Origin of the sequence: Hominiventricola aquisgranensis, from assembly GCF_040096225.1 — a bacterium.
In the GTDB taxonomy this organism is placed as follows: domain Bacteria; phylum Bacillota; class Clostridia; order Lachnospirales; family Lachnospiraceae; genus Hominiventricola; species Hominiventricola aquisgranensis.
This window is the reverse complement of sequence record NZ_JBBMFC010000008.1, coordinates 1-21,412: the sequence shown is the minus strand read 5'-3', so window position 1 is coordinate 21,412 and position 21,412 is coordinate 1. Positions and strand designations below refer to the sequence as shown.

The window sequence follows — 21,412 nt, the reverse complement described above, 5'->3', positions numbered from 1 at the left end:
ATGACAGGGAGGCGGTAGCAATGGACAAGGATATACTCAAACAATACATAGATGCCTGCGAAGCGGTGAAGGAGACAGAGGAGCAGATCCGGCAGCTTCGCAAGAACCGGAAGACGGTGGTGGTCGATGCTGTGAAGGGGTCCATGCGCGACTTCCCTTTTGCCGCGAAGAGCTTTAAGGTTGCGGGCATCGCCCACTCCGTACTGGAGAATCCGGGACAGCTTGACCGGGAGGAGCTGATCCTGGAAGAGCGGAAAGCAGCTGCAGCACAGATCAAGAGCCAGGTGGAAGCCTGGCTTAACACGATTCCGGTGAGGATGCAGCGGATCATCAGATACCGGGACTTTGAGGGGCTGACGTGGCGTCAGGTAGCTATGAAGATGGGACGGAAGGCAACGGAGGAAGGTGTTCGGAAAGAATACCAGAGATTTTTTGATGAAAATTGAAAGTTTGTCCGATTTGTCCGGTTTGTCCGGTTTTCGTATGCTATAGTATAGACTGAAATCACTGCAGATGCGTTGCATGATTTAATCTTTTCCCATATCATCCGCCGCTGAGGTGTCAGAGCTTCGGCGGTGATTTGGCTGAGACAGTACGCCGGCATGTAGATGCGAAGACTGTTACTTACCTACATCACATTTTTTGAAACATCCTGTAGAAATGCAGGATGTTTTGTTATGAAAATACGCATAAAATACGTATAAAGTTATTGACAAATACGCATATTATACGTATAATATAGACGTAACTCGAAGATAATATTTCGAAAATGAGGTATTAGCATGAAAAGACGGGACTTAGTGAAACGTCTTGAGCAGAACGGGTGGTTTTTGAAGAGAAATGGTGCGAGCCATGATCTCTATACGGATGGTTCAAAAGTTGAACCTATTCCAAGACATTCAGAAATCAATGAGCGTCTTGCACAAGACATTATCAAAAGGCTGGGGTTGAAATAAACCCCAGTGCCCTATTCTTTATTTTTATATATCTCATAGATTAGAATATAGATTTGAGCCAAACAAATAAGGAGGAAACTAAAATGAAAGGAGCATACCCAGTCTTTATTTCAAAAACTGAGGATGGGTGGTATTACGTACGAATCCCGGATTTCGATACAGGAACTCAGGGCGAAACTATCGCGGATTCAATGGAAATGGCAAGAGACGCCATAGGTTTAATGGGGATTGATATGCAAGATGATGGAAAGGAGATTCCGAAACCGTATAGTAAAAAAATTGAACCAGAAAAAGATGATATTGTAACATTGGTAGATATTGATTTCTCAGAGTATCGAAAAAAGAATGATAACAAAGCTGTAAAGAAAAATTGTACAATTCCCTATTGGATGAGCGTGGAGGCTGATAAAATAGGTGTTAATTATTCACGGATTTTACAAGATGCTTTAAGTAACTTATTAGGAATGAGAGGCGCAAAGGGATAATTATTTTGTTGTGTTAAGAGAGTCACCCACTCGGGTGGCTCTTTTTCTGTCCTAAAATGAAAGTGAGGTGAGCCTGGATGACTGAAAAACAGAAGATATTTGCGGATGAGTACCTGATCGATCTAAATGCCACCCGGGCTTACCGTGCAGCGTATCCGAACTGCAAGAAGAACAGCTCCGCAGATGCAGCGGCCAGAAAGTTACTCGGAAATACTCGGATTCAGCAGTACATCAACGAACGACTGGAAGAACTGCAGTCAAAGAGGGTTGCTAATGTGCAAGAGGTCATGGAGCATCTGACGGCGGTGTTGAGAGGTGAAATCAGAGAGGAAACAGTGGTTGTTGAAGGAATCGGGGATGGCTGCAGTGAAGCCAGAATCGTCGAGAAACAGGTAGGTGCCAGAGATCGGCTGAAAGCAGCGGAACTGTTAGGAAAAAGATATTCACTGTTTACGGAGAAGGTTGAGGTCTCCGGCCTGGATGATGAGAAGGCTAAGCTGGACGACATCCTGCAGCAGATGCGAGGTGGTGGCTAGTGAGCGCTGAACGTCTGGTACTGTCAGACAAGTACAAAGCCTTTCTTCAATGTGATGCTCCGGCAGAGTTCCTGGAAGGCACGACGGCGGCCGGAAAGACAACAGTAGGGCTGTTCAAGTTTATGCTCAAGGTGGCTGAGAGTCCAAAGAAGCTGCATATTCTGGCAGCAGATGATACTGGAGCAGCGGAGAAGAACATCATCAACAAGGATCTGGGAATCCTGGATGATTTTGGAATCTTAGTGGAATATAAGGGCAACGGATCCGGAGAATACAAGATGCCACATATCCTGTTCCATACATCCGGCGGCGACAAGATCATTTTCGTAGTTGGCTATGGCAATAAGCGGAAATGGAAAGACGCTCTGGGCGGTCAGTATGGATGCCTGTATATTGATGAGATCAACACTGCAGATATTGATTTTGTCCGTGAGGCGTCCATGCGGTGCGATTACCTGATGGCGACTCTGAATCCGGATGATCCAAGCCTGGATGTGTACAAAGAATATATTAACTGCAGCAGACCGCTTCCAGAGTGGGAGTCGGAGACTCCGCAGGAAATTAAAGATGAGTTGAAAGAGGAACCAAAGCCCAGCTGGGTGCATTGGTTCTTTTCTTTTGACGATAATGCCGGCCTTCCGGAAGAAAAGAAGCAGCGGATCATCCAGAACACACCGAAGGGTACAAAAATCTGGAAGGATAAGATCCTGGGGCTGCGGGGTAAGGCAACTGGTCTGGTGTTTCCAAACTTTGACCGGAAGAAGCAGGTAGTGACATCCGCATGGGTGCAGGCAGAAGTGAGAGCTGGTCGAATCCGCTGGAAGAAGTTTACTTGTGGAGTAGATACGGCCTATTCCAGTAAGTCACCAGATACGATCTCAATGCTCTTTCAGGGAATCACAACAGACCGGCGCCTGATCACATTGGCGGAAAAGGTATATAACAATGCAGATCTGGATGTTCCCATCGCCCCAAGTGATACAGCAGTGAAGCTGGTAGCATTTCTGGAGCAGTGCAGAAAGACATGGGGCTTTGCCAAGGATGTCTACGTGGACAATGCGGATCAGGCTACGATCACAGAGCTGAAAAAGTATAAGCGGTTGAAAGGCTGCATGTATAACTTCTGGGATGCTTATAAAAAGCTGGAGATTATCGATCGTATCAAGCTACAGCTTGGCTGGATCCAGCAAGGCTGTTATCTGGTGGTAGACGAGTGTCCAGAGCATCTGGCTGAGCTTGATAAGTATAGCTGGAAAGAGGACAAGGATGAGCCTGAGGATCGGAACGACCATACGATCAATGCGAACCAGTATGGATGGATTCCGTACCGTAACCTGATCGGATTTGAGGAGGAAGAGAAATGAGGTGGTTAGAAAAGATGAATGACAATATACGAAGAGGAGTAAGAAGCTGGCTACAGATTCAGCCGGCAAGTCCGTATAATATACAGATCACTGAAATGATGGACTTTGAGACTCATGCGATCAGAGATCGGATCTGGTACCGTGGAGACAGCAACGAGCTGGAGCAGTTGTACGGAAATCTTCTTGAATATGCGGATAAATACAAATTCTGGGCCAGCAGGTCTACACCGGGAATGGAGATGCGAAAGATTCATACTGGTCTGCCAGGACTGATGGTGCGGACACTGACAGCAATTACTCTGGTCGATATGAATGATTTTGATTTTGATAATGAAAAGCAGGGTCAGATCTGGTCAGAAATCGAAAAGAAAAATAAATTCCGGAAGAAGATAGAAAAGGCGCTGAAGGAAGTGCTGTATATCGGTGATGGTGCTTTTAAAGTGACGATCGATACCGAGGTGAGTGAGTATCCGATCTTGGAATGGTACCCGGGAGAGCGAGTGGAGATCATCCGGCAACATGATCGAGCTCAGAAAGTCATTTTTAAGACACCATATGATATCAGGGGACAGCGGTATGTGCTGAACGAATGCTATGGCTACGGCTATATTACGAATGAACTGTACAGAGGAGAACAGCAGGTAGATCTGAGTAGCTTGGAAGTAACAAAGAATCTGAAGGATTATACATTTGACAAGAATGCGATCCTGGCTGTGCCAATCATGGTGTATGAATCAGCAAAGTATGAGGGACGCGGCGGTTCTATCTTTGACGGAAAACTGGACAGTTTTGATGCGTTTGATGAGGTTTTTTCACAGTGGATGGATGCTCTCCGAGCCGGAAGAGCAAAAACATACATCCCTGAGTGCTTGGTGCCGAAAGATCCGCAGACAGGGCAGATCCTTAAGCCTAACCCATTTGACTGCAGATACTTTGCCGGGGACAATGATATGTCCGAAAAAGCAGAGAATAAAGTCCAGACAGACCAGCCAGATATCCCCCATGAGAGTTATTTGGCATCTTACATTACAGCTTTGGATCTGTGCCTGCAGGGGATCATCAGTCCCAGTACTCTTGGTATCGACACGAAGAAGCTGGACAATGCTGAAGCCCAGAGGGAAAAAGAGAAGACCACACTTTATACCAGAAATGCAATCGTGGAGGCTCTTCAGGAGACACTTCCGGAAGTGGTCAGTGCGGCACTGAATGCTTATAACATCCTGATGAAGAGGCCGGTGGAAGAGGTCAAGGTGGATATCCCGTTTGGAGAATATGCGAACCCATCCTTTGAAAGCCAGGTGGAGACACTGGCAAAGGCACGGCCGGGTGTGGCTCTGATGAGCGTGGAAGCACAGGTGGAAGAGCTGTACGGAGATTCCAGAGATGATGAGTGGAAACAGGAAGAAATAGCTCGCCTGAAAGCGGAGCAGGGGATAGCGAAAGTAGAAGAACCAGGAGTCAATATGGCTGCTGGTATTTTTGGCGTCAATCTGGGAGGTGAAGGAAATGCAGGTGGCAGTGGGCAAAAACGTTTACAGAATGAGCCGACAGGAGTACCAGGGGCTGCTGAAGGTGGCCAGTGAGCAGGTACCGTTCGGAATCTACGCGATTGAGAAGGAGGATTATGCGGAGCTGCGTTGTGATAAATGTGAGAGCATGTCGCAGCTGAAGAAACTGACCAGAGGATTTAAGGCACGGGGATTCAGGGTGTTGGCTAACAGGGGGTGATTGTGTGGAGATTTCCGGTTTTACATTGTTATTACAGGATTTTTGCGAATATTGTCCTGATTTTGTTCCTGAGGTGGAGCAAAACGAGTATTGCCGTATCGGGGAACTCCCAAAGTGCCAGAACATTATACGTTGCGAAAACAGGAAGCGTTGTGCAAGAATTGCGGAGCATATGCAGAAACGAGTGATCACAAATGGCGAGTAACGAATACAATCTTGCCGAAGCCTTCCAGCGTATCGAGAATGAGTTGATGGCATCCATGATCCGGAATATGGATCGGCACAGGGCAGAAGAGACCGAGGAAGGCTACAACTGGTCCATGTGGCAGGCAGAGCAGCTGAAGGCTCTGGAAAAATATAAACGCAATAATCAGAGGAAGTATCGAAAGCAATTTAAGAATATCAACAATCAGATTGAGGAGCTGATCAGACAGGCGAGACAGACTGGAAATATGCAGCAGGAGATCCGGATACTCCAGGCCATAAAGAAGGGCTGGAAAGTTCATGGAAAAAATAAATCTCCTGCACATCAGACTATGATCGCTGAGTTTTTTAAGCTGAACGACCGAAAATTGGAGGTACTGATCAAAGCGACCCGGCAGGACATGGAGAAAGCAGAGACGGCGGTGCTCAGAAAGGCAGAGGATGATTACCGAAAGGCAATTTTCAATGCTCAGGTGTATGCGAACACTGGATCCGGCACTTACGAGAAAGCTGTTGATATGGCTACCAAAGATATGCTGTCCCGTGGTCTGAACTGTGTAGAGTATGCCAATGGAGCAAGACACACCCTGGCTGACTATGCTGATATGGCGATACGAACAGCCAGTAAAAGGGCATACCTGCAGGGAGAGGGCGAGAAACGTCAGGAGTGGGGCGTTACCACAGTCATCATGGCCAAGCGTGGAAATCCCTGCCCGAAGTGTCTGCCATTTGTAGGCAAGGTTCTGATTGATGATGTGTGGAGCGGTGGCAGGAGTGATGGTGTAGATCCGGAGACCGGGAAGCGATATCCTTTGATGAGTTATGCCATCAGCAAGGGTCTGTATCATCCACGGTGCAAGGACAGCCACACTACATATTTTCCGGGCATTTCCACGGCCGATGATACCTGGACGGAAGCAGAACTAAAGAAAGTTGGTCTACAGGCGAAACAGGAAGCCAGACAGCAGTACGCACAGCGTCAGATGGAGAAGTATGATCGTCTGGCCAAGTATTCGCTGGATCCGGAGAATAAGGAAGACTATGACAGAAAAGCTTCTGAGTGGGGAGATGAGGCTGATAGACTAAGACATGTGAAAAAGGTACTGGATAGGTTATCAGATCATGAACCGGTGAGCATTTTTGAGATAAATTCAAAATACAAAGACTCCATTTTAAGCAGTATAGAAAATGCGCCTGATAATATACGTCAATTTATATACGATAATAAGGACGATATAGTTATCATAAATGAATCTGTTTTTACTAAAAACCGCGAAAGTAAAAAAGGAATACGAGCTGATCTAAAAAGTGATTCTGTGGATGAGAGAGGACAATGGACAGGTGTATTTCATGAACTGGGGCATCGAGTTGATAGGTTGTCAGGAAGAATGTCTCAGCGCCCTGAATTCAAAGAGGCACTCGAAGAGGATTTTGAAAATCTTGTAACTGGGTACCAGAAGTTGTATAATTGTAGCCAGAAAGAGGCTTATGCGGATATTGGGAATAAGGTGCGAGCTCCAGAGTTCCATTCAGTATCAGATTTGTTTGGTGCTATGAGTAAAAATCAGTGTGTTGGAAAATATTACCATCAGAATGTTACTTACTGGAATAAGCCTGATCGATTAGGAAAAGAAGCTTTTGCACATTTCTTTGAAGCTGTGTGTAGACAGGATTCCAAGAAAATGGATATCCTTAAAGAGACTTTTCCTAAAGCCTATAAGATGTTCGAGGATATGATGGAGGAACTTGTATGACTTACGTAGTGCCAGAATTTTTCCGGAGGGAAAATATGAAAGAACCTACGGAACAGGAAAAAGAATTGGACAAAAAAATAGATGAAGCAATCCGAAAATATCAGGAACATTTCCCAGAAGATAATGGATTGATGACAGAAGCTTGGTCATTGCCACCTAAAGAATGGCCAGATATCATAGAAAGATGTATTACTGAAAATAAAACGATGTGGGAATTATTTGGTGAAGAATATGACCCGGAGGCAGACTATTAGGGGAGGTGAAAGATGGAAGACTTTAGCATCATTTACAGGATTCTTCGTATCTTACAGAAATCAATGGATTTAGAAGAATTTGATCAAAACAGTATTTCTGCAGAAGCATTAGGGTTATCTGATCCTAAATGGAGCAGGCTTATGGCAATGCTTTTGAAAGAGGGATATATATCTGGCGGTGAAACGTGGAATGCATTGGAATGTGGGTACCCAAGAGTGGCACTTACAAGACCAGAATTAACCTTAAAAGGGTTGGAATATCTGGAAGAAAACAGTCTGATGAGAAAAGCATCAGATCTGGCCAAGGGAATTGTAGACACGGCATCGAACATAATTTAGTATTTTAGTACCATCAGTCAGTAGGCCGGTGGTATTTTTATACACATTTTTAAGAAAGAGAGGAAAACTTATGAAAGCAATGTTATCACAGCCGATGGCTGGAAAAACGGATGAGGAGATCATTCAGACAAGGGAACGGGCAATCAGAATTCTGAAAGAAAAAGGGTATGAGATCGTAAACACTCTTTTTACAGATGAATGGTATAACCAGGAAAATATGAAAAAACGTGGAGTTGTTCAGATTCCCCTATGTTTCCTTGCAAAGTCACTGGAAAATATGAGTCTGTGTCACGCAGCGTATTTTTGTAAAGGCTGGGAGAAAGCCAGAGGCTGCCGGCTGGAGCATGAAACAGCAGTTGCTTATGGCTTAGACATTATTTATGAAGAATGAGTATTACACGGTAACAAAAGATGCGGATATCCTGGCACCATCATGGCTGGCAGAACGCATCGAGAAGGGCATAGCAACAATCCTGTACCGGACTAGAGATGGTCATGCAGAAGTGAAAGGGGTGAGAGTAAAAGGTGACGATGTGGCACAGATCGGTGACACGATCATGTTCAATGGCAGACGGATATCCGTAGAAAGGCGGTGATCCAGCTATCTCGGAGCTGTCCGTGAAACAGCAGCTGACGCACGCAGGCAAGTCCTGGGTGCTGTTTTTATGCCCGAAGGCACAAAACTACGGTGAGACACACTGAATGAACTGTTTGGGAGACACCCATAAAACTGTTATAGAGAGACACTCTTAAAACTGTGGAAGGAGACTAAAAATCATGAAAAATCTGAAAGCAATGAATCTGCAGATGTATGCAGATCCAGCACCTGCACCGACACCAGCACCAAGTCCGGCACCGAATCCTACACCGACACCAGCACCTGTGGAGATTGATTATGACAAATTGGCTCAGTTGATTTCCGGTAAACAGGCAGCTACAGAGGATAGTCTGCTGAAAGGATATTTCAAACAGCAGGGGCTCAGCCAGGAAGAGATGGAGCAGGCAATCGCTGCTTTTAAGCAGCAGAAAGCCGCCAATACTCCGGATGTTGGAGCGTTGCAGACACAGATGACTCAGGCACAGGCTGCTGCTCAGCAGGCTCAGATCCAGGCAGCTGCAACACTGGAGGCCGTAGCACTTGGAATTGATGCAAAGAGCATCCCGTATATCCTGAAACTGGCAGATTTTAGTCAGGCGATAGGGCAGGATGGAAAGATCAACAATGAAACTGTAAACAATGCGCTGAAGAAAGTGCTGGAGGATGTACCGGCTCTGAAACCTCAGACTGCAGGAGGGGCAGGATTTATCCAGGTTGGTAATCCTGGAGGATCATCCAATCCGCAGCCGAGCCAGGAAGATCAGCTGGCATCTATCTTCGGCAACAAAAAATAAAAGGAGAAATAAAAAATGGCAGTATATAGTTATGCAGAAGTATTTGAGAGAGAACTGGCACAGAAATATGCAAGAGAGCTTATTTCCAATGAGCTGACTCTTTCTAACCAGGGCATCAAGTTTTTGAATGCTCAGACAATCAAGATCCCGAAGATCACAGTATCCGGCTACAAGGATCATAGCCGTAGCGGTATGGGATTCAATGCAGGGACCATTACCAACGACTGGGAGCCGAAAAAGCTCGCTCACGATAGAGATATCGAGTTTGCGATTGATCCGATGGATATCGACGAGACCAACCTTGTCCTGGAAGTGGCGAACATCCAGAACACCTTTGAGACAGAGCAGGCGATCCCGGAGAAGGATAGCTACCGTTTTTCCAAGCTGTATGCAGAAGCAAAGACCTATGCATCTGATGGAGCAGTGGTTGATACCACGGCTCTGACTGCTGCAAATATCCTGGAGTGGTTCGACGAACAGATGTCCAAAATGGATGACCTGTCTGTACCGCAGGAAGGACGTATTTTCTACGTGACCTCTGCAATCAACAAGTTATTGAAGAGTGCAGATGGGATTACCAGAACCATGTCTGTCGGAGCAGCTGGTGTGATCGACAGACGTGTGCATGGTCTGGATGATGTGCAGATCAAGACGGTACCGTCTGCCCGTTTTAAGACCAAGTATGATTTTACAAACGGCTGTACTCCGGCCGCTGCTGCAAAACAGGTGAATGCAATGCTGCTTCATCCGTCCTGTGTAATTTCCCGTGATAAATATGCGTATATGAAGCTGTTCACTCCGGGAACGGACTCCAGAACTGCTGATAAGTATGTATATCAGAACCGTTATTACACAGATACGTTCCTGATCCAGAATAAAGCATGTGGCATTGCAATCAATGCAGAAGCGGAAGGGTAGGTGAATGGTCATGACAGCTGAAAAGGATAATAAAGTATATAGCATTGATGAGGGGCAGATGGCGGCTTATCAGATTGCCGGGTATGATATTTACGGTGATGATGGAAATGTGATCGCATATGGTGCCGGAAAGACCGTGGCATATGAAGATTATATGGCACTCAAGAAAGAAAATGAGGAGCTCAGAGCCAAAATTGCTGAATTGAAGACCCAGGAGAAAGAACCTGCAGTAGAACCTGCAGGCAAAGCTGCAACCAGAAAGAAAGCGGTGGAGTGATGGCATACGAACCGTATGTATCACCAGATTATTACCTGACTGTCTATGGAGGATCCACAGTCCCGGAAGAAGAGCTTCAGAAGGCACTGCGTAAAGCATGCAGGCACATTGATTCCCTGACCTACAATCGGATCGTAGGTCGGGGATTTTCCACACTGACCGGGTTCCAGCAGGAACTTATCCAAGAGGTTGTGTGCCAGCAGGTGGATTTCGAGTATGAAAATGCGGATATGATCGACACAGTATTGCAGAATTACAGTATCAACGGTGTGGCAATGCAGTTCGGCGGATCCTGGAATGTGATCGTCGGGAAAGGTGTTGCCATGAAAGCTGATACATATGCCCTGCTGTGTCAGACAGGCTTGTGCTGCCGGTTAGCGAGGTGAGGATATGAGATATCCATGTTTGATTTCAAAGCGGTTTTGCAGAACTCCTGTGCACGTACATCTGGAATCTGAGAAGTTGAATAAACTGGGAGAACCAGAGTACACATTTGATGCAGATTTGATGTGCAACTTCCAGGACAAGACAAAGACGATCCTGACTGCAGAAAAGAAGCTGGTGCAGGTCACCGGCACAGCTATGTTCCCCGGAGACATTGCTCCGGATCTGCCATCCTTGAGTGGAGGCACACTGACCGTATTTGGGCAGGAACGGCGGATCGAGCAGGGCTGTAAAAACCGGAACCCAGATGGATCGGTGAATTACTGCAGTCTAGAGGTGGTCTGATGCAGGTGAAATCAACGGTAAAGCTGAATATGGCGCGGATCAATGAGCTGTCCAAGGCAGCAGTGAGGGCGTTGGAGCAGACGGCGGAGGCACTGCATACGGAAGTTGTGCAGGCGCAGGTAATGCCGTTTGATACTGGCCATCTGGAAGAAGATGCAACCTTTGTGGATGATAGCAATTCGTCCAGTGGGAAGGTGTCTTTGGTTTCTGCCACACCTTATGCCAGACGGCTTTATTATCATCCAGAATATAGATTCCAGAAGGGTGAAAATCCGAACGCAAAAGGAAAATGGCTGGATGATTGGCTGCCGGGTGGAAGTGAAGCAGACTTTGCCCCGAATGCATTTAAGAGATTTTACAAGAAGGAGAGTGGTGTGTGATGCTGAAGACCACAGACATCCGTGAATGGATTGCATCTCTTGGAATTGCCGAGGATGAGCATGTCTATATGGGTAAGTTGGATAATAAACAGCAGAAGTCCATCGGTGTATACAGCCGCAGCTCTTCTGGTCCGCCGAACATTGCACTTGGCGGGTTGGACTATACCAGTTACGATGTGCGTCCGATCTCACTGCTGGTCCACTGGAATCGCAGCAAGCCGGAGAGCGAAGCGGCAGCATATAAGTTATTTGAAACTATCAGAAATGTATCCAGCCTGGACATAGGAGATACCCCTATCAATTACATCCGCCTGATGGTTCCTGAACCGCAGGACGTGGGAACGGATGATAACGGGGTATATGAATATGTGATCTGGCTGGATTTTATTTATCAGAGAAAGTGAGGAATGAAGAATGGCTGAAACAGCAGGAAAAGTGTACCCGGTACATAACAATGTATTTAAGTTTGGTACAAAAGGAATGGACAGCGTAGACGGCGATATGGCGATGCCGAAGGATTTGGAGAATTTTTCTCCGTCTATTGATGGAACAGTAGAAGAATGGTACGCAATGGATGCCGGTGGCTGGGCAAAATCCGCCATGACCGGTAAAAAATTGAGTTTCTCCTTCAAAGGTAAAAGATCTGTCGGAGATGTAGGAAATGATTACATTGCGGGTCTTGCCTGGAAGTTTGGTCAGGATGTTATGACCAAATTTGAGTGGACTATGGTTTCTGGAGCAAAGCTTTCCAGTGATGTTGTGATCAACGTAACAACTCCGGGTGGCGGTGATTCTACCAATGTAGATACTTTGGAGTTTGAGGCAACCGTTTATGGAAAACCGACCTTTACACCGGCAGAATAGGAGAACAGAGATATGGCAAGAAAAGTAGATATTACGGACAAGCTGACCTTTGATGGTAATCCGTTCATTGTGATCAAAGGAAAGGAGCTGGAGGTCAATGCAGACGCTCCGACTGTACTTCGAATCATGAATCTGGCAGCGGATGATCCGGGTCCGAAAGAAGTTGCAGCGATATATAATCTGATCTTTCCAGATAAAGATAGAAAAGAAATCGAGAAGATGAAGTTATGTTTTGATGACCTGGTAACGATAATCAAAGCGGCTATAAGTCTTGTTACTGGTGAGGAAACTGACCAGGGGGAGCAGTGACCCGTACTATGATCTTTTTGAAGACTGGGATTTGATCGTGTCCAGTTTCCTGTCACAGTACGGGTTGAGAATCCGGACAAAAGAATTTGAGACAGTCTCCTGGGATGAATTTAAGGCTTTACTTGCAGGACTTTCTCCGGAGACTGCTCTGGGGCGGATCGTAGCGATCCGGTCAGAAAATGATGAGAACATCCTGAAGCACTTTAGTCCGGAGCAGAAGCGGATCCGCAATGAGTGGAGAGATTCCTCAGCAAAGAAGATTACTGCAGAGAACTTTGCGGAGCAGATGGCTGATCTGGAACGTATGATGGCCGCAATGGCAGGAGGTTGATATGGACACAGAAAAAGAGAAAGTCCGGTGTCCATATTGTGGCCATCCGGTCAATGCAAATAGATCTGCGGATGCAGTCTGTAAAGGTGTATTTTTTAAGTGTAAAAATAAGGAATGTAGAAAAGTATTTGAGTTAAGAATCTAAGACGCTGTGCCGATGTGCCTGTCTTATAAAAAGGGCAGGTGAAGTATATGGCAGCGGAAAGTGTAGGTCAGATTGGCCTTGACCTGGTAATAAATAAAAACGGATTTGATAAGCAGCTGGTTGGAATACAGAGTCTGGCCAAAAAAACAGGAAAAATTCTGGCTGCAGCTTTTACGGTAAAGAAGCTGGCTGATTTCGGCAAAGAGTGCATTGATCTTGGATCAGATCTGGCAGAAGTTCAGAATGTGGTGGATGTAGTATTCCCACATATGAATAAGCAGATTGACGGATTTGCGAAGAATGCTGCAGCACAGTTTGGTCTGTCTGAGACGATGACCAAGAAGTTTACGGGAACGTTTGGCGCTATGTCAAAGGCCTTCGGGTTTGGCGAGAAGCAGGCATATGATATGTCTACGACTCTGACTGGTCTGGCTGGAGACGTGGCATCTTTTTACAACATCAGTCAGGACGAAGCATATACCAAGCTGAAATCGGTGTTTACCGGTGAGACAGAGAGCCTGAAGGACCTCGGAGTGGTCATGACCCAGACAGCTCTGGACAGCTACGCGATGGCCAACGGCTTTGGAAAGACCACAGCAAAGATGTCTGAGATGGAAAAGGTTGCACTCCGGTACCAGTTTGTGCAGGATCAGCTGACATCTGCAGTTGGGGACTTCTCACGGACGTCTGATGGATGGGCGAACCAGGTACGCATCCTGAAGCTACAGTTTGACAGCTTAAAAGCCACGATCGGTCAGGGCTTGATCAATGTGTTGTCGCCGGTGATTAAAGTGATCAACATGATCATTGGTAAGCTGATGACTCTGGCAAATGCATTTAAGTCATTCACGGAGCTATTAAGTGGGAAGAAAGGTTCCAGTGGTGCTGCATCCGGAATGGCTGATGTGGCAGCGGCAGCCGGTAAGGCGGAGAATGCCACCAGTGGTGTCGGAGATGCGGCAAAGAAGACTGCAAAGGAGCTCAAGGGCATTACGACAGGAATCGATGAGCTGAATATCATTGATCAGTCCACAGATTCCTCTTCCGGCTCCGGATCTGGCGGCGGATACAGCTCAGACAGCTTCGACATGGGTTCCCTGGCGGATACCTCCGTGCTGGATGAGACTGACAGTAAGATGCAGGCTCTGATTGATCGAATGAAAGAACTGGCAGCTTTGGCCACTAAGGGCTTCTGGGACGGTTTTGGTGATACCAGTGTATTTCAGTCGATCAAGAGTGAGCTGGGAGGCATCAAGAAAAGCCTGAAGAATATATTCCTGGATCCAGAGGTTCAGACGGCTGCAAACAAATTTGCTGATTCTGTTGCTTATAACCTTGGCAAGACAGCTGGTTCGGCGGCGAGCATTGGCGCCACGATAGCTGACAATGTTCTTGGTGGAATAGAGTTATATCTTCAGCAAAATAGTAATCGTCTTAAACAACATTTGATTTCTATGTTCGACATTCGGGGCGATATGGCTGAGATTTCTGGAAATTATGCTGAAGCAGTGTCAGAAATATTTTCTGTATTTCGTAGTGATTCGGCGAAACAGATTACGGCAGATTTGATTGCAATATTTGTTAATCCAATATTGACGTTGAAGGAACTTCTTGCAAAATTCGGACGGGATATATTAAATCTATTAACACAGCCAATTATTGATAACAAAGATACAATTAAGCAGGTTCTTCAGGAATTACTTGATTTTATCCAGCCATCTATCAGCATAGTCAAAGATTTGATTACTAATTTTGTAGACGCTATAGAAGTCGCTTATGATTCTGTGATTTCTCCGATAATTCACGCTATTACAGAAATTATTTCTGTAGCTGTATTAGTGATCATGAACATGATTTTGTTGTTGCTGGATACGCTGGAGCGATTGAGAGATGGTTGGGCACGACTTGAAGAGGCTACTTCAAAAATATGGAATGCTATTAAAAGTTCTATATTAACTATTATTCGTGCAATTCAGACCGGAATTGATACCGTGATCGGTAAAATCCAGAACAGCTGGAACAATACCTGGACATCCGTGAAAAATACCACGTCGCAGATCTTTAACGATATGTGGGCGGCTATCAAATCGACGATAAACGCGATTCTTTCCGGGGTGGAATCGATGGCGAACGGAGTAGTCCGTGCGATCAACAAGATGGTTGATGCCCTTAATAATCTGCATTTTGACATCCCTGACTGGGCACCTGGTGGACTGGGCGGTAAGTCCTTTGGACTCCATATTCCGCATAGTTCAGAAGTATCTATTCCGCGTCTGGCGCAGGGTGGTTTTGTACGTGCCAATACACCACAGCTGGCCATGATCGGTGATAATCGGCATCAGGGCGAGATCGTGGCACCGGAGGATAAGATGCAGGCTATGGTGGATCGGGCTGTTGCGATGGCATCAAATCAGAATATGACGGACCAGTATTTACTGATGATGATTGATCTGCTGAAACGGATCATTGAGGTGATCCAGGCATTGGATCTGACGGTGAATATCGATATCCGTGATATTAAGAATAAGCTGAAACAGTTGGAAGACCGGAGCGGTTATCCGCTGCGGGGATAGGAGGCAGCATATGATATTTATCAATGGACATCCCTATAAGAACTATGATATCGGTCCCGGTCTTACAGTGGCTACAAATGTGTCTGACGGCAGGAACGCTCTGGGAGAGTTTGTAGGGCAACGAATCGGGCGTGATCAGGATAAGATCGATGGTCTGGTTTGGACCATGCTGGATGCAGCAGAGTGGAATGCGATCATGCAGGAGTTCAACGAATTTGTGGTGGTTGTGAAGTTCCCGGATATGGTAAATGGCGGATGGAAGACGGAACGGATGTATCCGGGAAACCGTACGGCGAATATTGCAGCGGAGGATCCAGTTACGGGTCTTCCGACGGTATACAAAAACTGCAAGGTTAATCTGATAGATTGCGGGGAGCGGTAGATGAAGAGTGCAAGCCAGAAATATAAGAAAGTCAAAGCACAAAAATATATTGATCAGGTAAGTCATATGCGGATCTCCATCGGAGTAGTCAACCAGGAAGCTCAGTCCACGGCTACGGTGACAGGAGATGGATATGAATATTATTCAGAACTTACAAAGCCACTGAACAACTATACTGTTGATCCTTCAGAGTTATATGTAGCTTGTGATCAGAATTATACGAAGGTTGACAGTCAGATGTTTTTTCTGCCGCGGGAGAAGGAGATGGCAGTGCTCAACCAGGGAATAGTTACACATGAGATTCTTGGGACAATCAGGATAGATTTTCCAGTGGCTTATGATCTGAAAGGATTAACTGTTGATTTTGGAGAGATGTATCCGGTTGATTTTGTGGTTGAATCAGATCATCAGGCTATGCATATTACTGGAAATGCAGAGAGCAGATGGACAACAGATGAAGTGTTTGAGGGAGTGACCTATCTGTTGATCAAACCATCCAAGATGTTGCAGGGACAGAATAAGCTCCGGATCCACCAGATCATCATGGGAGCAGGCATTTATTTTTCCAGCCGGGAGATCAAGACAGCAACCAAGAAGGAATATGTGAGTCCCATCAGCGAGGAGCTTCCAACACTGGATTTCACGGCAACGGTGACGAACAAGGATCGGAAGTGGGATATCGAAAATACAGCCAGTGCGGTCAATTATCTGCAGGCTGGACAGGAGATTGAAGCGTTATACGGTCAGGAGTTGAAAGACGGATCCATTGAGTGGCTGCCCGGCATAGCCTTGCAGTTGACAGAGTGGTCCGTGGACGATGAAGAAATGTCATTTTCGGCCACAGATCGTTTTGACAATATGACTGGTACCTATTACAGAGGTATGTATAGGTCGGATGGAATCACATTGTATGACCTGGCGGTTGATGTATTTGCGGATGCAGGCATCGATCTAAGGACATACTGGTTGGATCCGTATCTGAAAAATGTACGAGTCTATAATCCGATGCCAGTGGTAAAACACAAAGAAGCTCTGCAGCTGATTGCCAATGCCGGCCGATGCATTATTACCCAGGGAAGGAATGGAAACATCTACATGAAGTCCAGCTTTGCACCGGATATGACGGTACAGACGGAGGATGCAGCTTATTATTCACAGCCGGAAAAGATTTTGACCAGCGGGGATAAATCGGAGTATGCAATTTCGGCGCCGGAGTATACACGGGTAGACAGCAATATGTTTTTCCTTCCCCGGGAGCAGGATGGAGTGCAATATTTGGAGACTGGATATGTCTCAGCTGCAATCACAGATGCATCCGGAAATTTTGCCGCGAATCCTCAGATAGAAATATCTGCAGAGGCTGCATATAAATGCTTTGGCATGCAGCTGAGCTTCGGCCGGTTGTATCCGGGAAAAGTAAAACTGACCATGTATCTGGTAGATGTATTGCAGGAAGAGCTGGCAGTGGATGCCGAAAGAGTAACGACCATAAGTCGGGAATTTCCAGAATGGGACAGACTGCAGATAGAATTCCAGGGTGGAAAGTCGTATAGTCCTGTGATCCTGGACAATATTACTTTTGGCGATAGTACAGACTATGAGCTGACCTATGCCAATCTGATGAAGACTCCGAAGGGAAAACAGCTGCAGAAGGTCAAAGAACTGCAGATCATGCGGACACTGTACGGAGAGGGACAGGTGGCTGATGTGGAACTGGCCAGAGAGAAGATATCCATTTCTTCGGCGGACAATCAGTACACCTTTTATTTTTCCAATGCATCCTATGGTCTGTCATGCTCCATTGTGGAGCCAGAAGCCGGTCAGAGCATCCGAATCATTGACAGCAGTAATTATTATGCAACAGTGGAGATTACAGGCATTACGGAGCCTGTGGAGCTTGAGGCGGTGGTCATGGGGCGCGAGTATATTTTGTCTTATACAAAAGTCACCAGACAGCTACATACCACAGGTACGCTGGAAACATGGAGCAACCCGCTCGTGTCGGAGCTGATCCACGCGGCGGATCTGGCGGACTGGATCGGTGATTATCTGCAGGCAGACCGGGAATATGAGTTGTCATACCGGGGTGAAGCCAGGATCGATGCAAATGATCTGATTTTTCTGGAGAACAAGTATGTGGAGAATATGCAGGTCAGGATCTCGGAGCACCAGTTGACTTATAACGGAGCTCTGTCTGGAACGATTAAAGCGAGGAGGGTAGAGTGATGTGGCAGACACCAAAAACAACATGGGCACCGGGAGATTATTTTAATGTTGAAGATTACAACCGGATTAAAGGAAATCTTGATGCACTGCATGAGATAGCAATATCCGCATGGCCAGAATTTCTGTTTGCTGAGATGGGAGCAGATAAAACCTATGCGGATATATCTTTTTATGCAGACGAGATAGATCTGTTTGAGGACAACCTGGATGCGATAAATAACGGGACCTGTGGACTTGCTATCGGCGAAAAGAGGATGTATGAAGCCAATAAAGTATTTATTGGATCAGAAGAATTGAATCGGATTGAATCCGCCTGTCTGAAACTGCACGAATACCTGACAGGTACAGCGAATGGACGAAAAACACTGGAATTTACACTGAATGGAGGAGATTTTTGATGGCATTGAAGGAAGATTATAAGGACGCGGTATTTGCTGGTTTGCGGAAATACAAAATGCTTGACAACGGTGATGGAACAGTATCTCCGGTCGATATGACAGAGTACGAAAATGGCGGCGATAAATTCGGGGCGAAAGATGTGAATGCCATAACGAAGACAGTCAATGCCACCGGAAAAATTATAGCTGATGATAACGATGGATTTAAGCCGGATCAGAAATATGTGATCGGAGACATCGTAATCTATGACAATAAAACATGGCGGTTTAAGGTAGATCATGAGCCTGGTGAGTGGGATGAGAGCCAGGTTGAGAGAACCAATATTTTGGGTGAAATAGCGGAGGCTAAAAAACAGTGCAATGAACTAACTGAGAAGATGGAAGATGCAGCTAAAAAGCTAGTTGTATTGTGGACTAATCCAGAATGGAATAGTACTACAAATTTAACACCATTCGTTGCTCAAGAAATTCAGATTGATAACATATCAGATTTCGACATGATAGGAATATGCCATTCGGTTTATAATAACACACATAATTATTTTAATTTCTTTTTGAATATTTTTAATAAAGAAAACAATCTTACTGAGACGTTTTCAGAGGTAAAATCAACCGAATATTATGTTAGATTGTATTACCGAAAATTTATAATCACACAATCTGGAATTAAATTTGATATAGGATACAGCAATTCGCATACTCAAGTAGCTGCAAATAATAGCTATGCAATTCCAGTAAAAATTATTGGAATAAAATTTTAGATTGTTTTATTTTGAATAAACCATAAATAGTAATTTGCTGTAAAATATGCAACTTCCCATGTATCACCAGATGAAACCGGAATCATCAAAGAATTGGCTAATCTGACACTATATGTAATTTTGTTATTTATTTTTACTGATACTTCAGATGAAGCACCTGATTCGTTGATTGCAAGCCAACCATTTTCTGCGATCGTACCACTCCCTTTTTTATTTGTGATCAAAATTTCGGAATTTGAATAATCAGGAAATCCAATTACAGATGTCATCTTCTCAGTTAGTTCACTGGAATGTTTTAAGAAAGGAGGCTATTATGATCAGAGCACCGACCAATTAAATATGATGTTTCTAGGCTCCCAGACTGGGGGCTTTTATTATGCCCGAAAGGAGTTGATAAAGTTGGATACATCTCAGATTTGGACGATCATTCTTGCAGCTGGTATCCCGTCAGCATTGGTAGCATTGATGATCCGCCGCTTTGAAGCCCGTATGGACGCAAAAGAAAAAGCGAGAGAGAAGCAGGAGCTGTTGTTAGTCAAAGGAATCAATGCAAGCATAGCATTGGGAGAAGCCACAGCGGAAGCAGTAGCCAGAATCCCGGATGCACATTGCAACGGGGATATGCATGCAGCTCTTGACTATGCGAAGAAGATCAAACATGAGCAGAAGGACTTCCTGCAGGAGCAGGCAGTTCATGCACTTGTATAGAGGAGGATAAATATCATGAAATTTTCAGAAGCATTCAAAACGATGAAAGAAGGAAGGGGAGTAAAACTCCCGTCATGGGGAGGATATTGGTGCTGGGATGAAGAAAAGAAAACAGTTATGATGCAGTGCCGGAAAAAAGATGCCGACCAGGAAGATCTGCTGGATATCAGAGAAACACAGCGTGTTGAGTACACCCTGATGAATATGCAGTCTGACGAGTGGCAGATTGCAGATGCAGTGAATTGTCCGCTACTTGGAGGAGAAGCGACATTCTCATTTGGAGAAGCAATCAAATACTTAAAGCGTGGAATGAAGGTTGCACGTAAGGGATGGAATGGAAAGGGCATGTATCTGTTTCTGGCAGACGGCGAGGATCTTACAAAGTGTCTCTCAAACAATGGAGAGTTTAAGTGTATTAATTCAATTTGCATGAAGACAGCACAGAACACAATCTGTATTGGATGGTTAGCATCTCAGGCGGACATGCTTGCAGAAGACTGGATTTTTGCAGAATAGGGAGGAAATATCATGAAAAAATTATTTATTAGTCAGCCAATGAAGGACAAAACAGATGAGGAAATTCTGGCAGAGCGTCAGAAAGCAATCGAGAAAGCAGAAAAGCAGCTGAGAGAAAAGGTGGAGCTGGTTGATTCATTCTTCCAGGGAGCACCGGAGGTAAAGACCAAAGGATTGTATTACCTTGGAAAATCACTGGAACTGCTGGCTACAGCAGATGTGGCTTTCTTTTGCAAAGGATGGCCAGAGTACAGGGGCTGTAGAGTGGAACATACATGCGCTATTGAATATGGTGTAGAAACAGTAATTGAAGATTATGAGGAGGACTAGAATATGAACATGGAACTTTTAATGCAGAATGTAACTTATGCACTGATGGCCGTAGGAGTAGCAGCATTCCTGGTGTCCTGTATCACACAGGTGATTAAGGACCTGCCTTGGGTGACAAAGATCCCGACCAGCGTAGTGGCTCTTTGTGTGTCGCTTATCTTGTGCCCAGTGGCGGTGGTGATCGCCTGCCAGTATTATAATATTGTAATTGAGTGGTACTACATTTTTGCGTCATTTATCGCAGCCTTTATTGTGTATTTGGTAGCGACTGGTGGCTGGGAAAGAGTTACGGAGATTTGGCAGAGGTCAAAATATAGCAAACAGTAATTAAATTGTGGGGCGGCATGAGCTGCCCCCTTTTGCGATGTCGCAAGAAAGGAGAACTATATGGCAACAATTATGATTGGATCCGCGCGAATCAATGAGCGCGGAAAGTTATCCGGCGGATCTGTCGGAGATCAGAAGCAGACATCCAGCACCAACGATACAAAGGGCGAGGTAAGCATGCAGCCATTTTATGTACATAGTAAAGGCTGGTACATCCTGCGACCGA

Annotated in this window: 33 protein-coding genes; 32 read left to right on the top strand and 1 reads right to left on the bottom strand. The window is 45.4% G+C overall.

Annotated features, from left to right (window positions below; all coding sequences use genetic code 11):
- Positions 1-20: 20 nt before the first annotated feature.
- The 28 genes from WMO62_RS05825 to WMO62_RS05690 all read left to right on the top strand — a co-directional run bounded on the left by WMO62_RS05825 (position 21) and on the right by WMO62_RS05690 (position 19,305).
- Positions 21-446 (top strand): sigma-70 family RNA polymerase sigma factor, encoded by a 426-nt coding sequence (locus WMO62_RS05825; RefSeq protein ID WP_349144090.1) that lies wholly within the window; start codon positions 21-23, stop codon positions 444-446.
- Positions 447-782: 336 nt separating this feature from the next.
- A complete protein-coding gene (locus tag WMO62_RS05820; RefSeq protein ID WP_349144089.1) occupies positions 783-956 on the top strand; it encodes a type II toxin-antitoxin system HicA family toxin in 174 nt (57 codons plus the stop codon).
- A gap of 83 nt (positions 957-1,039) precedes the next feature.
- A complete protein-coding gene (locus WMO62_RS05815) occupies positions 1,040-1,441 on the top strand; it encodes a type II toxin-antitoxin system HicB family antitoxin (RefSeq protein WP_349144088.1) in 402 nt (133 codons plus the stop codon).
- Positions 1,442-1,518: 77 nt separating this feature from the next.
- Positions 1,519-1,977: a terminase small subunit gene (locus WMO62_RS05810; RefSeq protein WP_349144087.1), complete on the top strand. Its 459-nt coding sequence runs from the start codon at positions 1,519-1,521 to the stop codon at positions 1,975-1,977.
- A complete protein-coding gene (locus WMO62_RS05805; RefSeq protein WP_349144086.1) occupies positions 1,977-3,341 on the top strand; it encodes a terminase in 1,365 nt (454 codons plus the stop codon). Before WMO62_RS05810 ends, WMO62_RS05805 begins: the two co-directional genes overlap by 1 nt.
- Entirely contained in the window at positions 3,338-4,924 is a 1,587-nt protein-coding gene (locus tag WMO62_RS05800) for a phage portal protein (protein WP_349144085.1), read from the top strand. Before WMO62_RS05805 ends, WMO62_RS05800 begins: the two co-directional genes overlap by 4 nt.
- Positions 4,914-5,069, top strand: a complete 156-nt coding sequence (locus WMO62_RS05795) for a hypothetical protein (RefSeq protein ID WP_349144084.1) — start codon at positions 4,914-4,916, stop codon at positions 5,067-5,069. The genes WMO62_RS05800 and WMO62_RS05795 overlap by 11 nt, the downstream gene beginning before the upstream one ends.
- A gap of 194 nt (positions 5,070-5,263) precedes the next feature.
- On the top strand, positions 5,264-7,027 hold the full coding sequence (locus tag WMO62_RS05790) for a phage minor capsid protein (protein WP_349144083.1): 1,764 nt from the start codon (positions 5,264-5,266) through the stop codon (positions 7,025-7,027).
- The gene (locus WMO62_RS05785; RefSeq protein WP_349144082.1) at positions 7,024-7,281 is read left to right on the top strand and encodes a hypothetical protein; all 258 of its coding nucleotides are present in this window, start codon (positions 7,024-7,026) and stop codon (positions 7,279-7,281) included. The genes WMO62_RS05790 and WMO62_RS05785 overlap by 4 nt, the downstream gene beginning before the upstream one ends.
- Positions 7,282-7,293: 12 nt before the next feature.
- Positions 7,294-7,620, top strand: a complete 327-nt coding sequence (locus WMO62_RS05780) for a YjcQ family protein (RefSeq protein ID WP_349144081.1) — start codon at positions 7,294-7,296, stop codon at positions 7,618-7,620.
- Positions 7,621-7,690: 70 nt separating this feature from the next.
- On the top strand, positions 7,691-8,011 hold the full coding sequence (locus tag WMO62_RS05775) for a DUF4406 domain-containing protein (RefSeq protein ID WP_349144080.1): 321 nt from the start codon (positions 7,691-7,693) through the stop codon (positions 8,009-8,011).
- Positions 8,001-8,216, top strand: coding sequence for a hypothetical protein (locus WMO62_RS05770; protein WP_349144079.1), 216 nt, complete (start codon positions 8,001-8,003; stop codon positions 8,214-8,216). Before WMO62_RS05775 ends, WMO62_RS05770 begins: the two co-directional genes overlap by 11 nt.
- A gap of 181 nt (positions 8,217-8,397) precedes the next feature.
- Positions 8,398-9,012, top strand: coding sequence for a hypothetical protein (locus tag WMO62_RS05765; RefSeq protein ID WP_349144078.1), 615 nt, complete (start codon positions 8,398-8,400; stop codon positions 9,010-9,012).
- Positions 9,013-9,027: 15 nt separating this feature from the next.
- A complete protein-coding gene (locus tag WMO62_RS05760) occupies positions 9,028-9,930 on the top strand; it encodes a capsid protein (protein ID WP_349144077.1) in 903 nt (300 codons plus the stop codon).
- Positions 9,931-9,940: 10 nt separating this feature from the next.
- Positions 9,941-10,207 carry a hypothetical protein gene (locus WMO62_RS05755; RefSeq protein WP_349144076.1) on the top strand — a complete coding sequence of 89 codons (267 nt, stop codon included), beginning with the start codon at positions 9,941-9,943 and terminating at the stop codon, positions 10,205-10,207.
- The gene (locus WMO62_RS05750; protein ID WP_349144075.1) at positions 10,207-10,593 is read left to right on the top strand and encodes a head-tail connector protein; all 387 of its coding nucleotides are present in this window, start codon (positions 10,207-10,209) and stop codon (positions 10,591-10,593) included. The genes WMO62_RS05755 and WMO62_RS05750 overlap by 1 nt, the downstream gene beginning before the upstream one ends.
- A 4-nt stretch (positions 10,594-10,597) precedes the next feature.
- Complete coding sequence (locus tag WMO62_RS05745) at positions 10,598-10,936, top strand: hypothetical protein (RefSeq protein WP_349144074.1); 339 nt, start codon at positions 10,598-10,600, stop codon at positions 10,934-10,936.
- The gene (locus tag WMO62_RS05740; RefSeq protein WP_349144073.1) at positions 10,936-11,316 is read left to right on the top strand and encodes a hypothetical protein; all 381 of its coding nucleotides are present in this window, start codon (positions 10,936-10,938) and stop codon (positions 11,314-11,316) included. Before WMO62_RS05745 ends, WMO62_RS05740 begins: the two co-directional genes overlap by 1 nt.
- On the top strand, positions 11,316-11,720 hold the full coding sequence (locus WMO62_RS05735; RefSeq protein ID WP_349144072.1) for a phage tail terminator protein: 405 nt from the start codon (positions 11,316-11,318) through the stop codon (positions 11,718-11,720). Before WMO62_RS05740 ends, WMO62_RS05735 begins: the two co-directional genes overlap by 1 nt.
- A gap of 10 nt (positions 11,721-11,730) precedes the next feature.
- Positions 11,731-12,180: a phage tail tube protein gene (locus WMO62_RS05730; RefSeq protein ID WP_118596308.1), complete on the top strand. Its 450-nt coding sequence runs from the start codon at positions 11,731-11,733 to the stop codon at positions 12,178-12,180.
- A 12-nt stretch (positions 12,181-12,192) separates the two neighbouring features.
- Positions 12,193-12,489: a hypothetical protein gene (locus WMO62_RS05725; protein ID WP_118596307.1), complete on the top strand. Its 297-nt coding sequence runs from the start codon at positions 12,193-12,195 to the stop codon at positions 12,487-12,489.
- Entirely contained in the window at positions 12,452-12,820 is a 369-nt protein-coding gene (locus WMO62_RS05720) for a Gp15 family bacteriophage protein (protein ID WP_435390463.1), read from the top strand. The genes WMO62_RS05725 and WMO62_RS05720 overlap by 38 nt, the downstream gene beginning before the upstream one ends.
- 1 nt (position 12,821) lies before the next feature.
- The gene (locus tag WMO62_RS05715) at positions 12,822-12,965 is read left to right on the top strand and encodes a hypothetical protein (RefSeq protein WP_349144071.1); all 144 of its coding nucleotides are present in this window, start codon (positions 12,822-12,824) and stop codon (positions 12,963-12,965) included.
- Positions 12,966-13,012: 47 nt separating this feature from the next.
- A complete protein-coding gene (locus tag WMO62_RS05710; RefSeq protein WP_349144070.1) occupies positions 13,013-15,538 on the top strand; it encodes a phage tail protein in 2,526 nt (841 codons plus the stop codon).
- 10 nt (positions 15,539-15,548) lie between these two features.
- Entirely contained in the window at positions 15,549-15,920 is a 372-nt protein-coding gene (locus tag WMO62_RS05705) for a hypothetical protein (RefSeq protein WP_349144069.1), read from the top strand.
- On the top strand, positions 15,921-18,146 hold the full coding sequence (locus WMO62_RS05700; RefSeq protein WP_349144068.1) for a hypothetical protein: 2,226 nt from the start codon (positions 15,921-15,923) through the stop codon (positions 18,144-18,146).
- On the top strand, positions 18,146-18,544 hold the full coding sequence (locus WMO62_RS05695) for a hypothetical protein (RefSeq protein WP_349144067.1): 399 nt from the start codon (positions 18,146-18,148) through the stop codon (positions 18,542-18,544). Before WMO62_RS05700 ends, WMO62_RS05695 begins: the two co-directional genes overlap by 1 nt.
- A complete protein-coding gene (locus tag WMO62_RS05690) occupies positions 18,544-19,305 on the top strand; it encodes a hypothetical protein (protein ID WP_349144066.1) in 762 nt (253 codons plus the stop codon). The genes WMO62_RS05695 and WMO62_RS05690 overlap by 1 nt, the downstream gene beginning before the upstream one ends.
- Here WMO62_RS05690 and WMO62_RS05685 read toward each other — a convergent pair.
- A complete protein-coding gene (locus tag WMO62_RS05685; RefSeq protein WP_349144065.1) occupies positions 19,302-19,574 on the bottom strand; it encodes a hypothetical protein in 273 nt (90 codons plus the stop codon). The genes WMO62_RS05690 and WMO62_RS05685 overlap by 4 nt on opposite strands.
- Before the next feature lie 130 nt (positions 19,575-19,704).
- Between WMO62_RS05685 and WMO62_RS05680 the strand changes: the two genes are divergently transcribed.
- From WMO62_RS05680 to WMO62_RS05665, 4 genes are read left to right on the top strand one after another with little or no spacing between them, the layout of a single operon-like run.
- Positions 19,705-20,013, top strand: a complete 309-nt coding sequence (locus tag WMO62_RS05680; protein ID WP_349144064.1) for a serine/threonine protein kinase — start codon at positions 19,705-19,707, stop codon at positions 20,011-20,013.
- 15 nt (positions 20,014-20,028) lie between these two features.
- A complete protein-coding gene (locus WMO62_RS05675) occupies positions 20,029-20,529 on the top strand; it encodes a DUF2829 domain-containing protein (protein ID WP_349144063.1) in 501 nt (166 codons plus the stop codon).
- 12 nt (positions 20,530-20,541) lie between these two features.
- Positions 20,542-20,859, top strand: coding sequence for a hypothetical protein (locus tag WMO62_RS05670; protein ID WP_349144062.1), 318 nt, complete (start codon positions 20,542-20,544; stop codon positions 20,857-20,859).
- Between the two features lie 3 nt (positions 20,860-20,862).
- Positions 20,863-21,186, top strand: coding sequence for a ribonuclease (locus WMO62_RS05665; protein WP_349144061.1), 324 nt, complete (start codon positions 20,863-20,865; stop codon positions 21,184-21,186).
- Positions 21,187-21,412: the final 226 nt, after the last annotated feature.

Coding starts and splice junctions, on each gene's coding strand:
- WMO62_RS05825 (WP_349144090.1), top strand. CDS start 21: ATGGACAAGGATATACTCAAACAATACATAGATGCCTGCGAAGCGGTG.
- WMO62_RS05820 (WP_349144089.1), top strand. CDS start 783: ATGAAAAGACGGGACTTAGTGAAACGTCTTGAGCAGAACGGGTGGTTT.
- WMO62_RS05815 (WP_349144088.1), top strand. CDS start 1,040: ATGAAAGGAGCATACCCAGTCTTTATTTCAAAAACTGAGGATGGGTGG.
- WMO62_RS05810 (WP_349144087.1), top strand. CDS start 1,519: ATGACTGAAAAACAGAAGATATTTGCGGATGAGTACCTGATCGATCTA.
- WMO62_RS05800 (WP_349144085.1), top strand. CDS start 3,338: ATGAGGTGGTTAGAAAAGATGAATGACAATATACGAAGAGGAGTAAGA.
- WMO62_RS05790 (WP_349144083.1), top strand. CDS start 5,264: ATGGCGAGTAACGAATACAATCTTGCCGAAGCCTTCCAGCGTATCGAG.
- WMO62_RS05785 (WP_349144082.1), top strand. CDS start 7,024: ATGACTTACGTAGTGCCAGAATTTTTCCGGAGGGAAAATATGAAAGAA.
- WMO62_RS05780 (WP_349144081.1), top strand. CDS start 7,294: ATGGAAGACTTTAGCATCATTTACAGGATTCTTCGTATCTTACAGAAA.
- WMO62_RS05775 (WP_349144080.1), top strand. CDS start 7,691: ATGAAAGCAATGTTATCACAGCCGATGGCTGGAAAAACGGATGAGGAG.
- WMO62_RS05770 (WP_349144079.1), top strand. CDS start 8,001: ATGAAGAATGAGTATTACACGGTAACAAAAGATGCGGATATCCTGGCA.
- WMO62_RS05765 (WP_349144078.1), top strand. CDS start 8,398: ATGAAAAATCTGAAAGCAATGAATCTGCAGATGTATGCAGATCCAGCA.
- WMO62_RS05760 (WP_349144077.1), top strand. CDS start 9,028: ATGGCAGTATATAGTTATGCAGAAGTATTTGAGAGAGAACTGGCACAG.
- WMO62_RS05755 (WP_349144076.1), top strand. CDS start 9,941: ATGACAGCTGAAAAGGATAATAAAGTATATAGCATTGATGAGGGGCAG.
- WMO62_RS05750 (WP_349144075.1), top strand. CDS start 10,207: ATGGCATACGAACCGTATGTATCACCAGATTATTACCTGACTGTCTAT.
- WMO62_RS05745 (WP_349144074.1), top strand. CDS start 10,598: ATGAGATATCCATGTTTGATTTCAAAGCGGTTTTGCAGAACTCCTGTG.
- WMO62_RS05740 (WP_349144073.1), top strand. CDS start 10,936: ATGCAGGTGAAATCAACGGTAAAGCTGAATATGGCGCGGATCAATGAG.
- WMO62_RS05735 (WP_349144072.1), top strand. CDS start 11,316: ATGCTGAAGACCACAGACATCCGTGAATGGATTGCATCTCTTGGAATT.
- WMO62_RS05730 (WP_118596308.1), top strand. CDS start 11,731: ATGGCTGAAACAGCAGGAAAAGTGTACCCGGTACATAACAATGTATTT.
- WMO62_RS05725 (WP_118596307.1), top strand. CDS start 12,193: ATGGCAAGAAAAGTAGATATTACGGACAAGCTGACCTTTGATGGTAAT.
- WMO62_RS05715 (WP_349144071.1), top strand. CDS start 12,822: ATGGACACAGAAAAAGAGAAAGTCCGGTGTCCATATTGTGGCCATCCG.
- WMO62_RS05710 (WP_349144070.1), top strand. CDS start 13,013: ATGGCAGCGGAAAGTGTAGGTCAGATTGGCCTTGACCTGGTAATAAAT.
- WMO62_RS05705 (WP_349144069.1), top strand. CDS start 15,549: ATGATATTTATCAATGGACATCCCTATAAGAACTATGATATCGGTCCC.
- WMO62_RS05700 (WP_349144068.1), top strand. CDS start 15,921: ATGAAGAGTGCAAGCCAGAAATATAAGAAAGTCAAAGCACAAAAATAT.
- WMO62_RS05695 (WP_349144067.1), top strand. CDS start 18,146: ATGTGGCAGACACCAAAAACAACATGGGCACCGGGAGATTATTTTAAT.
- WMO62_RS05690 (WP_349144066.1), top strand. CDS start 18,544: ATGGCATTGAAGGAAGATTATAAGGACGCGGTATTTGCTGGTTTGCGG.
- WMO62_RS05685 (WP_349144065.1), bottom strand. CDS start 19,574: ATGACATCTGTAATTGGATTTCCTGATTATTCAAATTCCGAAATTTTG.
- WMO62_RS05675 (WP_349144063.1), top strand. CDS start 20,029: ATGAAATTTTCAGAAGCATTCAAAACGATGAAAGAAGGAAGGGGAGTA.
- WMO62_RS05670 (WP_349144062.1), top strand. CDS start 20,542: ATGAAAAAATTATTTATTAGTCAGCCAATGAAGGACAAAACAGATGAG.
- WMO62_RS05665 (WP_349144061.1), top strand. CDS start 20,863: ATGAACATGGAACTTTTAATGCAGAATGTAACTTATGCACTGATGGCC.